The sequence below is a fragment of the Coleofasciculus sp. B1-GNL1-01 genome (assembly GCF_040220235.1).
GTDB lineage: Bacteria > Cyanobacteriota > Cyanobacteriia > Cyanobacteriales > Coleofasciculaceae > Coleofasciculus.
Genome location: NZ_JAVJTO010000102.1, coordinates 58,872 through 74,116, shown reverse-complemented (window position 1 = coordinate 74,116; position 15,245 = coordinate 58,872). Strand labels below are relative to the sequence as shown.

The 15,245-nt window shown below is 44.2% G+C and carries 15 protein-coding genes; 13 read left to right on the top strand and 2 right to left on the bottom strand.

From position 1 onward, the window contains the following. Window positions 1–7 precede the first annotated feature (7 nt). The 7 genes from RID53_RS25170 to RID53_RS25140 all read left to right on the top strand — a co-directional run bounded on the left by RID53_RS25170 (window position 8) and on the right by RID53_RS25140 (window position 3,487). Entirely contained in the window at window positions 8–214 is a 207-nt protein-coding gene (locus RID53_RS25170) for a hypothetical protein (protein WP_446390697.1), read from the top strand. Next, window positions 214–561 carry a type II toxin-antitoxin system PemK/MazF family toxin gene (locus RID53_RS25165; RefSeq protein WP_446390696.1) on the top strand — a complete coding sequence of 116 codons (348 nt, stop codon included), beginning with the start codon at window positions 214–216 and terminating at the stop codon, window positions 559–561. Before RID53_RS25170 ends, RID53_RS25165 begins: the two co-directional genes overlap by 1 nt. Window positions 562–761: 200 nt before the next feature. Next, window positions 762–971 (top strand): hypothetical protein, encoded by a 210-nt coding sequence (locus RID53_RS25160; RefSeq protein WP_446390695.1) that lies wholly within the window; start codon window positions 762–764, stop codon window positions 969–971. A gap of 12 nt (window positions 972–983) precedes the next feature. After that, entirely contained in the window at window positions 984–1,214 is a 231-nt protein-coding gene (locus RID53_RS25155; protein ID WP_044211050.1) for an addiction module protein, read from the top strand. Next, window positions 1,211–1,507 carry a type II toxin-antitoxin system RelE/ParE family toxin gene (locus RID53_RS25150; protein ID WP_446390694.1) on the top strand — a complete coding sequence of 99 codons (297 nt, stop codon included), beginning with the start codon at window positions 1,211–1,213 and terminating at the stop codon, window positions 1,505–1,507. The genes RID53_RS25155 and RID53_RS25150 overlap by 4 nt, the downstream gene beginning before the upstream one ends. Before the next feature lie 193 nt (window positions 1,508–1,700). Next, window positions 1,701–2,807, top strand: coding sequence for an AAA family ATPase (locus RID53_RS25145; protein ID WP_446390693.1), 1,107 nt, complete (start codon window positions 1,701–1,703; stop codon window positions 2,805–2,807). Then, window positions 2,807–3,487 carry a DUF3226 domain-containing protein gene (locus RID53_RS25140; protein ID WP_446390692.1) on the top strand — a complete coding sequence of 227 codons (681 nt, stop codon included), beginning with the start codon at window positions 2,807–2,809 and terminating at the stop codon, window positions 3,485–3,487. The genes RID53_RS25145 and RID53_RS25140 overlap by 1 nt, the downstream gene beginning before the upstream one ends. Window positions 3,488–3,779: 292 nt before the next feature. Here RID53_RS25140 and RID53_RS25135 read toward each other — a convergent pair whose 3' ends face one another. After that, window positions 3,780–4,178, bottom strand: coding sequence for a hypothetical protein (locus RID53_RS25135; RefSeq protein ID WP_446390691.1), 399 nt, complete (start codon window positions 4,176–4,178; stop codon window positions 3,780–3,782). A gap of 521 nt (window positions 4,179–4,699) precedes the next feature. Beyond that, window positions 4,700–5,458 carry a calcium-binding protein gene (locus tag RID53_RS25130; RefSeq protein ID WP_446390690.1) on the bottom strand — a complete coding sequence of 253 codons (759 nt, stop codon included), beginning with the start codon at window positions 5,456–5,458 and terminating at the stop codon, window positions 4,700–4,702. A 790-nt stretch (window positions 5,459–6,248) separates the two neighbouring features. On the opposite strand from RID53_RS25130, the gene RID53_RS25125 reads away from it, so the two are divergent. The 6 genes from RID53_RS25125 to RID53_RS25100 all read left to right on the top strand — a co-directional run bounded on the left by RID53_RS25125 (window position 6,249) and on the right by RID53_RS25100 (window position 15,088). Then, the gene (locus RID53_RS25125) at window positions 6,249–7,571 is read left to right on the top strand and encodes a hypothetical protein (protein ID WP_446390689.1); all 1,323 of its coding nucleotides are present in this window, start codon (window positions 6,249–6,251) and stop codon (window positions 7,569–7,571) included. A gap of 110 nt (window positions 7,572–7,681) precedes the next feature. Continuing rightward, entirely contained in the window at window positions 7,682–9,949 is a 2,268-nt protein-coding gene (locus RID53_RS25120) for a heavy metal translocating P-type ATPase (RefSeq protein WP_446390688.1), read from the top strand. A gap of 215 nt (window positions 9,950–10,164) precedes the next feature. Beyond that, the gene (locus RID53_RS25115) at window positions 10,165–10,461 is read left to right on the top strand and encodes a DUF5132 domain-containing protein (protein WP_006106261.1); all 297 of its coding nucleotides are present in this window, start codon (window positions 10,165–10,167) and stop codon (window positions 10,459–10,461) included. A gap of 87 nt (window positions 10,462–10,548) precedes the next feature. Beyond that, window positions 10,549–10,836, top strand: a complete 288-nt coding sequence (locus RID53_RS25110; RefSeq protein WP_446390687.1) for a DUF5132 domain-containing protein — start codon at window positions 10,549–10,551, stop codon at window positions 10,834–10,836. A 102-nt stretch (window positions 10,837–10,938) separates the two neighbouring features. Then, complete coding sequence (locus tag RID53_RS25105; protein WP_446390686.1) at window positions 10,939–11,496, top strand: HMA2 domain-containing protein; 558 nt, start codon at window positions 10,939–10,941, stop codon at window positions 11,494–11,496. Between the two features lie 460 nt (window positions 11,497–11,956). After that, window positions 11,957–15,088 (top strand): pentapeptide repeat-containing protein, encoded by a 3,132-nt coding sequence (locus RID53_RS25100; protein WP_446390685.1) that lies wholly within the window; start codon window positions 11,957–11,959, stop codon window positions 15,086–15,088. Window positions 15,089–15,245 lie beyond the last annotated feature (157 nt).

Below are 15,245 nucleotides of genomic sequence, written 5' to 3'. Positions count from 1 at the left end.
ATTGAATATGAACACTAAACTCGTTGACTCTCTAATCGAAGTTATCCTCTCTCTCTCGAAAGAGGAACGTCATTTACTTGAGGAAAAGCTATTTTTTGAATCATCAAGTCCTTCAACGGGTGACTTAATGCAAATGGCTCAAAAGGGTGGCTCGTTCAACTTCCTGTACGATGAACCCGATTTGTATACTCTTGAAGATGGGGAAGCAATCTAATGTCTGTCAAAAAAGGAGATATTGTTTTAGTTCCCTTCCCTTTCACAGATTTGAGTACAACAAAACTGCGTCCGGCTGTAGTTTTATGGGTAGATTCTACAGGTGATGACATAACCCTCTGTTTTATTTCATCTCAAAATCTAACCCGTCTCAGTCCAGATGAATTTGTTCTAGATACTTCAGATCCCGAATTTTCCAATACTGGACTAAAGGTTACTTCTAAAGTGAGGGTGACAAGAATTGTTACTCTTGAACGTCGGTTGATTACACGACGTATCGGTAAGTTAGGCGTCAATCAAATTCAGCAATTGAACTCACTTATGCTTCAAGCCTTTCAACTCTTGTAATTGAGTTTTAATGGGAATGGTACTGAAATTTTGGTTGGTGGGCATTGCCCACCCTACGGTATATCTCGCGGTTATCCGTTCCTCCCAGCCAACGAGATGATTACGCTTGTCTCTACTCTTCCAAAATTTCAACCAAGTCCTCAATCATCACATCAAAATTCTATAGATACCAGTTCAACCAAGCCAAGAGTGAATCCCAATTGCTAGCGTGGGGACAATTTGTTGCTCTGGTAAAAGGATTACTATCAACAGCCGCCTTGGAACACCTGCGTCAAGCCTACCAGAAGCGAACAATATTGGTGGCGTCACTTTTGACAACTGAATCTGGCTTAACTCAGGAGAACAAGACGATAACCGATCAACGTGCGATCGCAAGATATGATTATGATAAGGATAGTTGCCCATCTTGAGCTAAAACTCCTATGACCCTCAAACAGCTTGAAGCTGAAGTCCTCGCTCTGCCTAAAGACTCTCTAGTTGCATTGCTGGCGCGACTTCTGGAACATTTGAGTCAACTCAGTGAAATTGACCAGGATGTTGAACGTGTTTGGACTCAAGAAGCTGAAGCACGCGATCGCGAAATAGACGATGGTCAAGTCACTGGTATTCCGGCTGAGGACGTGTTTCAACAGATTCGTGCGTCCTGGCAATGAAAACGGTTATATTTCATCCACTGGCAAGTCAGGAGTTAACCGATGCCATAGCCTATTACGAAGCGCAACAAGCAGGACTTGGCTTGGAGTATTTAGAAGACGTCGAAAATACAGTTAATCTCCTCAGAATTTATCCAGAAGCGGGTTCAAGGGTTCGAGGTTCTATTCGTCGTCTCATCCTGCCCAAATTTCCTTACTTTCTACTCTATCGCCTCCTTGAAAACAACCAAATTCGGATTTTGGCATTAGCGCATCACAAGCGCAGACCCCAGTATTGGAGAAATCGTAAGTAGTTAATAACGTGTGTTTTAATTACGCGGTTAGCTTGGCAAGAAACGCCAGGAATGCCAATGGGACAAGCCTACCAGCTAGAACAATAGACGATGACCGATCAACGTGCGATCGCTGATTATCACCCAGCTATGACCACAGTGACGATTAGCCTCTAAGATAAGAGATAATCACTGCTCCTTTAGCTAAAAGTTTATGTTACGTGATCTCACTATACAAAACTATCGCTGCTTCAAGAACTTTCATATCGATGGGTTAGCGCGAGTCAATTTACTCGTGGGTATGAATAATTGTGGAAAAACCACATTATTGGAAGCTGTGTATCTATTCGTTAATCCAGGCAATCCTCAACGTTTAGCCTATTTACTCCATAACCGAGGTGAACTGGTTGAACGCTCCAGCTTTAGCCTGCCCGGTGAACCCCCCCACCCTCAGTTTCACTATCAAATTAGCCATCTATTTTATGGTCATGCACCGAGCTTAAATTCAACAATCAGTTTTAGTTCAACCCAAGATCAGAATTTACAAGTTGAAATTATTAGACAAAAACTAGAGACACCTCAACTTCGCAGTCAAACTCAAATTATAACTCCCTTTGAATTGGTTATTCGATTAAACTCACAAGAAGAAACCTATCATGTTCCTGTATATTCTGATGATTCAATAGAAGCTAGATGGCTGACATTCCCTGGATTTTCCAATCAATATTCTGGTTCATCAAAGCCCGAATACAAATTCTTGAATAAAAGTTGGTTTGTTCCAAGTAATAATTTAAGCAACCTGGATATATCTGCTATATGGAATGATATTACTCTTACACCAAAAGAAGATCAGGTAATAGACGCTTTGAAAATATTAGATAAAAATATAGAACGAATTAGTTTTACAAGCAAGCCAAACTTCAATAGTGGTATTCTGTTGAGGCGTCATAAAGAATACCCAATTCCTCTCAGTAGCATGGGCGAAGGAATGCGACGCATTTTAAACTTAGCCATGGCAGCCGTGACAGTTGAGAATGGTGTCTTGCTGATAGACGAAATTGAAACAGGTCTATATTATGAAGTCCAGACTGATATGTGGAGATTTATACTAGAAGTAGCCAATGAATTAAACATACAAGTTTTTGCGACAACTCATAGTTGGGACTGCATTTGTGCGTTTCAAGAAGCCGTGGATGAATTCGATGATCCATCAGTGAGCAAATTATTTCGATTGAGTCGTAAGGGTGAAGATATACGTCCGGTTGAATATCCGGCTGATGAACTATCCGTCGCTGTACGCCAAAGTATTGAGGTGCGTTAATGCCAAAAGCACGAAAACCTCCTTTACCCAAACCTCAGCAGTTATTGTTGGTTGAAGGGAAGAATGACCAACATGTGATTTGGGCTTTATGTGAACAATATAACCTACCAGAAACCTTTTCTGTAGAAGTACCGGGGAAAGAAATCGATAGAGGAGGGATTGACGCAATTTTAGAGAGTTTAAAATTGAGAATCAAACAACCCAAATTACAAACATTAGGAATTGTCGTTGATGCTGATCAAGATTTACTGGCACGATGGCAAGCTATACGAAATCGACTCATGGAGAGTGGATATCAGACGATTCCGACAGTACCTCCTCCAGATGGCTGGATGTATACACAACCAGACAAACCCAAAATAGGCGTTTGGTTAATGCCTGATAATCAACTTCCTGGAATGTTGGAAGATTTTGTTGCCCATCTAATTCCTTCTAATGATAGTTTGCGTCCAAAAGCCGAGGCGATTGTGCAAGAAATTGAACAGTTGAAATTGAATCGTTACACGCCAATTCATCATCCCAAAGCCTTAATTCATACCTGGTTAGCTTGGCAAGAAACGCCAGGAATGCCCATGGGACAAGCTATTACTGCACAGGTACTGAGTTATAATGCTGAAATCGCGAACAAGTTTGTTGAATGGTTAAAACGTCTATTTGAGTTAGCGAATGCTTCAGAATAAATGTAGCAAATCAAGGGTTAATGACAAATGAAAAATATCACGTATTTTTGACACTTTATTCTGTCTCTTCTTCTGATTCATCTCTGACTTGGAAATACCAGTAGAGGTTGGCAACGGCTAAGTGGGATGTAATTTCTATTTTATCAACACATACCACAAAAACGCTCACCTTTGAAGCGTCAGGCTATGCAAGTTCCCTCCCCTTGACAAGGGGAGGGCTAGGGAGGGGTTCATTCAAGGTATGGCAGATTTTTGACCAATGGCACGCTATGTACCCCTACCTCGATTGGTGTTATCTATGAACCGATGCAGATGGGTTGATCAGTGTATAGGTGACTTCTGTAATCCGGTGAACACTATTGATCTGAATGCCTAGATTCAACAGAATTTCCCAACCTTCACCTAAAAGATTCAGTCCCAATAATTTTCCTTGCTCAAAGCATAGGCTATGTTCTTGGAAATTATTTAATTTGATGACGTTTCCATTCCAGACTAAAGACTCTAAAAGTACGGACTCCGTATTATTCCCATTCAGGAAATGACCAGAGCAGCTAAATGTACCTCTGCCAACTCCATGCACTTGAAACTCATAACAGAGGGAGTTATCTGAACCTGACTTAGCAGTAACTTTGGCTAAGGGTTGGGAAGCAGCAGGGGCAGCAAGGGAAACGGTTGAGTAATTTTGATTCATTGGAAGTCTATAGGTAAAGGACAATCCTCGTGCTTCAGACAACACCCCGTGAATATTGAGTATTTACTATCCTATGTATTGCGCTTAGTTAATATTTATAACATTTCGTTTACATTTTGTCTAGCCTTATCATGAAAATTGCTGATAATCTTCAGTTTATCAGTCAATTAATTAATTTTTAATTGTAGAATTAAGCTTTGGTAAATTTATTAGCTTTAGTATATTAAAAAAGGTAAATTTAAGCGGCAACGGTTTATTTAGAAGCCTAATGCGCTAATCTTAATGAAGAGTGTACATGCAACCTACTTCCACCCAGCGATCTCTCACGCTTGGGTTTCTTGAGTGCCACTTAGCGTCATTGGGCGCGATCGCGAGATGTCCGATTCATATCCTAATTTTTGTAGGTATCAAAATATACCTATAGAGACGTTGCACGCAACGTCTCTACAAGGTTGGCATAAAAGGAGGTCGTCAACCCGGAACCCGGATTTGGTATGATGACCGATGATCGCTGGACAGGCTTAACTGGAAAACACAGTAAGTTCTGCGCCAAAAATATCAGTGGAATGAGCCGCTACAGTCTGAACATCAACATTATGCAACGTTGCCATAATCGCATAATTACCTAAACCGATCATTGTGTCATTGCCTTGTCCGATCAAAACTACGCCGCGTAGATCGGAGAGTCCAAAGTCAATTTGGTCTTGATAGGGGTTAAAGTTATTAATCTCACTAGATCCCCACATTTCTAAGCTAATGGTATCCTGTCCACCGCCCAGCCAGATTTGATTTTGACCTCTACCTGCATTAATTACATCATCACCTGAACCACTGTAAATAATATCATTTCCATCTCCTGTATTAATCGTGTTTACCCCTTCACCCGCGTAAATAATATCATCACCCGATCCCGTGGTAATTGTATCAGCAGCCGAACCGCCATAAATTAGATTATCGCCACCTCCAGCATCAATTATATTTTCCCCTTCGTTGGCATAAATCGTGTCATTTCCATCTCCAGAGGTAATCCAATCAGCAGCTGAACCGCCATAAATCAGGTTATCGCCGCCTCCAGCATCAATTATATTTTCCCCTTCGTTGGCATAAATCGTGTCATCGCCATCTCCAGAGGTAATCCAATCAGCAGCCGAACCGCCATAAATTTCATTATTGCCATATCTGGCTATAATCCTATTGGTTCCTTCTCCTCCATAAATGACATCATCACTGGATGTGCCTTCTAGCCAATCATCACCAACTGTGCCAAAAATGTAATTCATCAACTTGCTCCAAATGCGATTGTTTGATATTGGGTTATCTCTTGTCTTGGATATCTTTGCTAAGAAGGCAATTTCTCTCCTATCTATTAATTCTTGCGGAAATTAAATCTTGTCAACCCTCTTTCTGAAAACAATCTGAATACAATATTTTTTAGACAGAGTTAAATTTAATTTAACTTTATTTTATAAACTTTTGTCTTGCTTGTTGTAAAGTTTCCATAAAGAAATTGTCAGAAGTTTATGAAGTTTTGGTCAAGACACTATCTAACTTATGGGCATCCCAATGCCAGTAATGTCTTGACGCCTAAATGCTGCTGTACTATCCAGTTTGTTATCCAATCCGCCTTGATCACCCCCTTTATCCCTTGGCTGCTATTCCCCACACCCCGAATCAGTGTGGTGGTGAGGGTAGGGAACGGGGAACAGTTCGATAGATAATGTATCCCAGACTACAAATAATCAGTTAATACTCAACTTACGTATCAGCCCACTACTGTTTGGTTAAGGGAAGCAGGGGGATCTTGTAAAGACGTTTGAATGTCTAGAAAACATTCAACGAGAGCTGATCCGAGCAGTATGGCGAATTAGCTAAGCTTCTATCTTCTAAAATCTCAAGGGATCATCCAATAGATGTATTCCTCTATACATAGAGTATAAGATTAGGTTAAGAGACGCTCTCAGATTCATAATATTTTTTTCAGATAAAAAATTACAGATAGGGTGTATGCTTAGATATGGAGGTTAACCTGTTCTTAACCAGAGAAACTCCACACTACTGTTACGAGGGTCAATGCCAATGGTTGGTGTGGTTTCACCTCGCCCAGAGCGGGAGGTCGAAATTTTACATGTTGTTCCAGGTCGTCTAAGACTCCGAGTCTTAGGAGAGGAACCCGGAACCGTATTGAGAGCGGTTACGCCCCTGCTGCGAAAGCGGGTCGGCGTGCGAGAGATACGAACCAATGAGCAAATTGGAAGTTTACTCATTACCTTTGATACGAATCAGTTATCTCTAGCTCAACTATTTCAAATTCTGGGGAATTTAGGACTTGGCGAAATTGAACAGCCTCAAAGTCAAGAACCGTTAGACGCAGAGGCTTGGAAAAAATCAGGGACTCAGCTTATATCCTTTATTCCCTTATTACTTGGACTATTAACCACAAGGCAACTAGGACTGCAAGGATGGCGGTCAATTCTGGTCTATTTACTGACAGCGAATGTCGTTCGCCAGATTATGCAGAATTTGGATTGGTTAGAAGACACAGGACAGAAGGAAGGTGACAAGGCGGACGAAAATAATGTCAATTTAGACGGAAAGGTTATTGCAAATGCTACACCTTATGAGCAAAATAATAAGCCGCCAACAGTCGCATTCAATACCGATTCAGCGGTTGTCTATGGCTTAGTTCATACAGTTCCTGGACGGATGCGTTTTCGTGTTCCTAAAGTTACCGAAGATTCAGCCTATCTGCGCCGATTGCAAGCCTTAGTTAAAAAAGATGACTGGATTACTCAGATGCGCTGCAACAGCACCGTCGCATCGGTGGTGATCACCTACAACCCGATGCAGGTTTCCGAAGCAGAAGCTGGGTTACATTTCATTAGTCTGATTCAAATCGCTGCTGATCCTGACTCCAGGGAGCCGGGGAGCAGAGGAGCCGGGGAGTGGAGGAGCAGAGGAGCGGAGTATGTAGAGACGAGTCATGACACATCTGAGAACCCAGTTGTCGGAGCGGGTTATACCGATAACGTTGAAGAGAAAACGGATAACTTGACTCAACCTGTCCTTCCAGAGGAACCCAGGCGTGGGGAAGCTGAGGAGATGGCCGAGCCGGATTTGTCGCCACCGGAGACAAGTTCAGCCGAGGCGAATTCGTTGACTCCTCCGGTGCAGGTAGAAGAAGAGGATCAGGGGAGTGAGGAGGCTGGGGAGAGTTCTGTTGATCAGGATGTACAACCAACCAACACCGATGATTCTGTGGCTGATAAACCAGAACCCCTGGAAAACGCTCAAGCCGCGATCGCAACCTCAGTGAGTCCTTGGTTGGAATTTAAGTCAGCAGCGCTTTCCACCCTTCTCGGATTGATGGCAAAAATGCCCATCGTAGGCGTTTAATCCCAGTTTGAGTTCAGGAAGGGTGAGTCTTAACTTTGATGACGACAGCGATCGCTCCCGATATTGCTCACCGAAATAAATTGTATTGACAGAAAGAGAGGGTGGTGAAAATGAAGCAAGTGCTTTTGACATCTGGCAATGTTTCCCAGAAACAGACAGCCGCCATGGAACGTAAATCGCCAACTGTGATTGAGCGAACCAAGCCAAAAACACGACAGTTTCAGGTAACCTATCGAGTGGTTCACTCCACACCTGGACGAGTGCGGTTTCGGATTCCGCGCATTGCTCATGATTCTAACTATGCTCAACGGCTGCAAAGGCTTTTGGCAGCAGAACCCCAGGTTACATCGGTGCGGTTAAAACCAGCCGCCGCATCGGTGGTAATTCGCTATCTACCCAGTGAACCGGATAGCCAGATGCGTTCCCGGTTAGGGAAACTGATTCAGCTTGCTACCAATGCAGCGCTAACGATTCCAGAGAATACGACTCAGGTAGAGAACTCACCGGAACCCGGAAATTGGTCTCGATTAAAATTACCGACGTTAGCCACACTAATTTCTCTGATTAGTGGTCCATTGGGGTTATCGTTCCATCCCTTAATTGTGGGCGGGACGATCGCACTAGCAACAATACCTGTGGCTCGACGGGCGATGGAAAGTATTAAAGATGAACGTCGTCTCAATGTGGACTTTCTGGATCTAACGGCGATTACGATTATTACCGCTCAACGTCATTTCCTCACCTCCTGTAGTATGTTGGGGCTAATTGAACTGGGTGAGGCAATTCGAGAACGCACGGCGCGTTCGTCTCACAGTCAAACCTTAGACTTGCTCAGTTCCTTAGCGCAAGTTGTTTGGGTGGAACGGAATGGCGAAAAACAGCAAATTCCGATTGAACAGGTACAGCCAGAGGATACCGTGATTGTCTATCCGGGGAATCAGATTCCCGTGGATGGGCAGATTCTGCAAGGCAAAGCCCTGATTGATGAACAAAAACTCACGGGTGAAGCTATGCCCGTGGTACGAAGTGAGGGCGATAGCGTTTATGCGTCTACGTTGGTACGGGAAGGACAACTGTATATTCTAGCTGAACGCATTGGTGCGGATACGCTGGCAGGGCGAACCTTGAAGTTACTACAAGATGCCCCGGTTCATGATACCCGTGTGGAAAACTATGCGGCGAAAATTGCCGATCGCATGGTACTGCCCACTCTATTATTAGGGGGGGCTATTTTTGCTCTAACTCGGAATGCGGCGAGGGCGGCGTCGATTTTAACCATTGACTTTGCTACTGGGATTCGGGTATCGGTACCGACTACCGTCATGGCGGCGATGTTAAGTGCAGCCCGTCAGGGGATTCTACTGCGGAGTGGGCGGGCGTTAGAGCAATTGGCGCGAGTTGATGCGATCGTTTTTGATAAGACGGGGACATTGACACAGGGCGATGTGGCAATGATTGGGATTAAAACCGCTGATCCCGCCATTTCTGAATTAGATGTGCTGCGACTTGCAGCAGCGGCGGAACAACGGATTACCCACCCGGTTGCAGAAGCGGTAATGCGTTACGCCAATTATCAGGAGGTGATTATACCCCAGCGCGGTGAGTGGGATTACCAAGTCGGTTTAGGGATTCAGGCGCAAATTGAAGGACAGACGGTGTTAGTGGGGAGCGAACGCTTCTTGGTGAAAGAGGGAATTGACCTAGAGTCATTCTATACCGCCCATCCTGACGTGAAGACAACCGGATATCCAACAATTTATGTGGCAAGTAATGGCAGACTGCTGGGTATATTGCAATATACCGATCCCTTGCGCCCAGAAAGTGCCGAAGTGATTGCCATGTTGCGGGACGAAATTGGGGCAGAGATTCATATCCTAACGGGGGACAATTGTCAACGGGCAGCGACTGTGGCGGCTCAATTAAATATACCTCCCAGTCATACCCACGCCGAAGCCTTCCCCCAACGCAAAGCGGAAGTGGTGCAGCAGTTACATGAAGCGGGGAAAACGGTGGCGTTTGTTGGTGATGGACTGAATGATTCCGCCGCGTTAGCTTATGCTGATGTATCGGTATCCTTCAGGGATGGGTCTGATATTGCCCGCGAAACCGCCGATGTGGTGTTGATGCAGAATAACTTGCAGGGTTTAGTCGAAGCCATTGCGATCGCCCGGAATGCTAAAGAGATTATCCGCCAGAATACCAATATTGTCGCTGTACCTAATTTATCGGGTTTAGCGATCGCGGCGACGGTGGGATTAAATCCAATGACAGCCACCTTAATTAACAATGGCTCTAGTGTCATTGCGGGTGTCAACGGATTACGCCCTGCACTCAAGGGAGATAAAGCGGCGATTGAGGTTGAAGTTGCTAGCGATTAATTGGAGTTTTTCCGACTGTAGGGGCGGGTTTCATTATTATCTGATGTTGTCACCCGGATGTGACTAAACCCGCCCCATCTCCCCTGATTCCGTAGAAGGGCGGGTTTAGTTAAGTTAGAGACACGACAGAACGTTATCGGTAAAACCCGCCCCTACAACCAGGTTTCCCTGTTATCTCAACCTAAAAGTTTTCAATCTACGTTTGGAGGTGTTTTATGAGTTTATTTGATCTCGAAGATTTAGTCGAAGACATTGGTATTCCCGGTGTTCTTATCGGTGTTGGTGCGGTTGTTCTGGCACCGATTTTTGGTCCGGCGCTGGCGAAAGCAGGCAAACCTGTTGCCAAAGCTGCGATTAAAGGTGGCATTGTGTTCTATGAAAAGAGCAAAATTGTCATGGCAGAAGCTGGCGAAGCCTTTGGCGATTTAGTCGCCCAGAGTAAGGCAGAACTGGCGACTGAATTAGACGAGAATAGCATTGTCAAAGTGTCTAATCATCCGGAAACGAACTAACCCTGTATCCCTAGGATCATGCATTTTCCTAGGTAGGTTGCTAGAATAACAGTTCCGGAAAAGTTTTTTGAATGAAGGAGGTACATTATGGCGTTTAAAATAACTGATCTGTTTGAAGATCTGGGGGTTCCCGGTGTTGTGGCGGGTATTGGTGCCGTTGTTGCTGCGCCGTTGCTGATTCCGGCTGCTGTCAAGGTGGGGAAACCTGTTGCCAAGGCGATGGTCAAAGGTGGAATTGTCTTTTACGAAAAAGGTAAAGGAATGCTCTCAGAATCTGGTGAAGTTTTTGAAGACATCGTGGCAGAAGCGAAGGCAGAATTGGCTGAACAAAAAAGCCAAGCCGAATTGGAACCCGCGCCGAATAGTGAAGGTTAATTTTCATTAACTGTGTAGAGACGTGCCATGGCACGTCTCTACAATTCATGAGGCACAATTCATAATTGAGAATTAATTATGATCATAACTAATAATTCTAAAATGCCAAAACTAAAGGAAACGACGCCCGAAATAGGTGTTTCACCTATTTATGCTGAACTGATCAGTCAAACACCAGGGCGAGTGCGATTGCGGGTGGCTCCGGAGTATCGCCAATCTGAGGATATTGAACCGCTGATCAACTTGTTAAATGAACGTCTAGAGATTTATCGGGTACGAGGTAATATCCACAGTGGTAGTATTACTATTTTTTACGCCCAAGATTACATTAATTTCGAGGGAGTTTGGGCGATTTTGCAGGATTTAGGGGTGACGTTGAGCCAGCTTCCTGAACAACAACCGAGACGTTCGGCTAACGGTCAATCTGATGCGGCGGCTAGTGTAACTTATGCTGTCACTGATTTTAACCGTCGCGTGAGACGGGCAACCGATGGGATCGTTGATATAAGATTTTTGATTCCTTTGGGTTTTAGTGTTTTAGCGATAAGACAATTAATTGTTAAGGGATTGATGATAGAAGCGATTCCTTGGTATGTTTTAGCTTGGTATTCCTTTGATAGTTTTATTAAGCTGCATTATACTAGCGAAATCCAGGAATAGATAGCCCATTAAGCCTGGAACTAAAGTTCCGGCTAAAAGCTTAAACCCGTTAAAACGGGTTGTAAGATTTACCTAGTAAGCTTTAGCTTACTTGAGCTTAAGCTGTTCGGCATTTAAACCATAATGTCAATAATTGCGAGATCCTTGCCGTAGTGCGTTTAGCGAAGCCATGCCGCAGGCTTTGCATCTTGCTCGCTACATTGAGCATCTTGCTCGCTACTAATACCCAATTTAAATGCATTACAGCTTAACGATAAGAAATTTATTTCCTGGCGTTCAAGTTGGCTACAAGCCTAACTACGAACGTGGGTGAATTCAGGTTACAGCTCTTTGCGCTGTAATAAAGTACAGTAGATCAAAGTCCCCCTTTTTAAGGGGGATGCGAGGGGGATCGACAATGTACCGCATAGCAGAGCAAACTGCTGTATCGTGTAAGGGAGAGTCTAATGCCTGAGTGACGGTGAACAAATTTAAGCAGGTTTGGCAGCTTCTCAATACTGATATCCGGGATTTAGGGAAACCGGGAGAAATTGCCGAGACTGGCGCAGAGGTTTCCAAGGCGGGGTTAGAATTAGCGATCGCGTTAGGTTTATTGGGAACGCCAGCCGCACCTGTGGCGGTGATCCCGGCGGGGTTGTCGTTTGTGGGGCTTACTCGCAAAGGGGTGAACCTGTATCGTGGTAAGGTTAAGGGAAAGACACGCTTAGAAGAGTGGGCTGCGATCGCGTTTCCTTTAGCGTATCTGGAACGTTTCGATAAATTGGTGCGTGAGAATGATTGGCTACAGCACAAAATCGGTTCTGGGATATCGAATCAAGCGGCTAAATCACAATTGGATCAGCTTGGAGAACTTCAACTTGACCAGAAATTAATTGAAGACGCTTTAACCTATTTTCCTGAATCCCGGTTAGGACAGGCTTTAAATCAACAATTATCAGAATACTTAAACCAAGCGGGATTAAATCAGTACAATATTCCTATTGTAACCGGATGGGTAGCCTGGGGAATCTATCCGATAATTGATCAGCTACTTTCCTACGAGTCAGAGACGATTACCCAACCCCTACAATTAACCCGTACCGCCGCGCGGGAAATCCAAGCCAGCCAGAAATATGGCAGTATTGAATCCTATTTAACGGAACAGATATCTCCTCATACCAGTAATCCTCTATTACAAACCCAGTGGAAAGTATTGGGTGAAAATTTCACGCTTCCCGATATCTATGTGCCACTGGAAGCCCATTTAGTGGATAAAAATGGCAAAGTTGATAAAAAAGCAGACCCGGTTAATTTAGAACAGTGGGCGAAAAACCAGCTTACGAACCCGGATAAAAATGGTAAAGTCCTATTCATTCAAGCGGGACCTGGACGAGGAAAAAGTGTCTTTTGTCGGATGTTTGCCAATTGGGTGCGAGAACATCTTCATCCCATCTGGACACCGATTCTGATTCGACTCCGGGATATTGATGCCTTTGAAAACAATATCGAAAATACCCTCCGCGCTGCGGTTAAGGCAGATTTTGTTAAGAGCGATGACGGCTGGTTAACTGACCGCAATACCCGATTTTTATTCGTCCTGGATGGGTTTGATGAATTGCGAATGGAGGGAAGAACTACAGGCGGGATTGAAAAGTTTCTCAAACAGGTGGGGAATTTTCAAACCAGTTGTCAGCAAAATTCAGAACTGGGACATCGGTTTTTAGTCACGGGTCGAGAATTAGCTTTACATGGAATTGAACAATTTCTACCTCGCAATTTAGAACGGGTAGAAATTGCCCTCATGAATGACCAAATCCAGCAGCAATGGTTGGATAAGTGGTCAAATTTAGTGGGTGAGGATAAAGCTAACGTATTTTGGGATTTTTTACAGGCTGGAAACTGCCCGGAACGGGTGAAAGAATTGGCGCGAGAACCGCTATTACTTTACCTTTTAGCTGCGATGCATCGGGATGGGGAACTATCCTTAGAAATGTTTGAGGGAACCAGCCGCGCTGGTGCCAAAGTGTTGATTTATCAAAAAGCTTTAGATTGGGTACTGACTCAGCAGCGTTCTCAAGACCTGAATTTGGAACTTACTGAACAAGAGACAGATGACTTGCGGCGCATTCTCACTGAAGCGGGGTTATGTGTCACTCAATCGGGTGGAGAGTGGACTTCAATTCGCATGATTGAGGAACGTCTCAAGGGAGATGATCAAGCCAGTAAATTGTTAGAAAAAGCACGAGAACGCATTGGCGATAATCCGTTGAGAAATGCGCTAGCAGCGTTTTATTTACGACCCGCTTCTGCTGCTGACGCCACGGAAGGAGCGGTGGAGTTTGTTCATAAAAGTTTTGCTGAGTTTTTATGCGCTCAGCGGTTAGTTGAAAGTTTGAAAGAGTGGGTTGAACCGCGCCGCAGACGTAGCGGTTTTCTGGTTAGCCAGGATCAGTTAGCCGAGGAAGTTTACGATTTACTAGGTTATGGGGGGCTGACTTGGGAAATTGTCGAGTATGTGATGGCGTTGCTTGATGTCAGTAACGAAGAATTTGTGCAATTATTCCAGCGTTTGGAAGAATTCTACTTGGATTGGTGTAATGGGGACTTTATTAATGCAGAACCTACGAGTAATCTACCTCAGAAAAAGATGCTGCAATTGCGAAAGCATGGTAGTTTGATGGGATTGCGAGAGGTGGATATCTATGCTGGGCTAAATGTAATGATTCTGCTGTTAGTATTGAATCGTTACGCTCAGAGAAAAGATGAACTAAAGGATAAGATTAACTTTAATCCTTGTGGTAATACAGATAGTGATAGTTTTGAGCCAACTCGATTGCTTCGCATTATTAGTTATAGCAATAGCGTTAAGCTTAACACTTTTGAAAATACGGTTAACTTATTTTTTAGTAACGTCAATCTTAAGCAGGTCAATCTTAGAGGTGTCAACTTTGTTAGGGCAGACCTCAGTGGCGCAGACCTCAGTGGCGCAGACCTCAGTGATGCCAACCTTGAGTTCGCTAACCTCAGCGGCACAAACATCATTGGGGCTAATCTCAGTGAAGCTAATCTCTGCCATGCAGACCTCATCGAGGGTAATCTCACTAACGCAGACCTTTACGACTCATGCCTGCTTGATGCAAACCTCACTAACGCCAATCTCATCAACGCTCAACTCATCAACGCTCAACTCGGCGAAGCTGACCTCGGTAGTGCTAATCTCAGTAACGCTAATTTCAGCTTGGTTAACCTCAATACAGCCAACCTCAATACAGCCAACCTCAGTTGTGCCAATCTCCACTATGGAGATCTTAGCTACACAGATCTCAGCAATGCCGACCTTAGCTATGCAAACCTGACCAATGCCGACCTCAGCAACGCTGACCTCAGCAGTGCCAACCTTAGCTTAGCCGACCTCAGCGACGCCAACCTCAGCGAGGCTAACTTCAGCAAGGCTAACTTCAGCAAGGCTAATCTAGACGGTATTACCTGGGATGAATATACTCAATGGCAAAACGTGCAAGGATTAGAAACAGCAATTAACATTCCAGAAGCCTTAAAGCAACTGCTATCACTTTACCCACCCAATCCATCACCAGATGCGCCAAATTCATGAGCCGCTCAAATGCTGACCCATCCTATATATTAAGACAACAGACAGGGAAGACGCGATCGCAAACTTTGGTCGGGCGAGTTTTGTAGTAAGGGCTTCAGCCTATTCAAGTCATTTTGTCAAAGAAAATCTAATGCCAAAGAAACGGTGAACAAAAAGA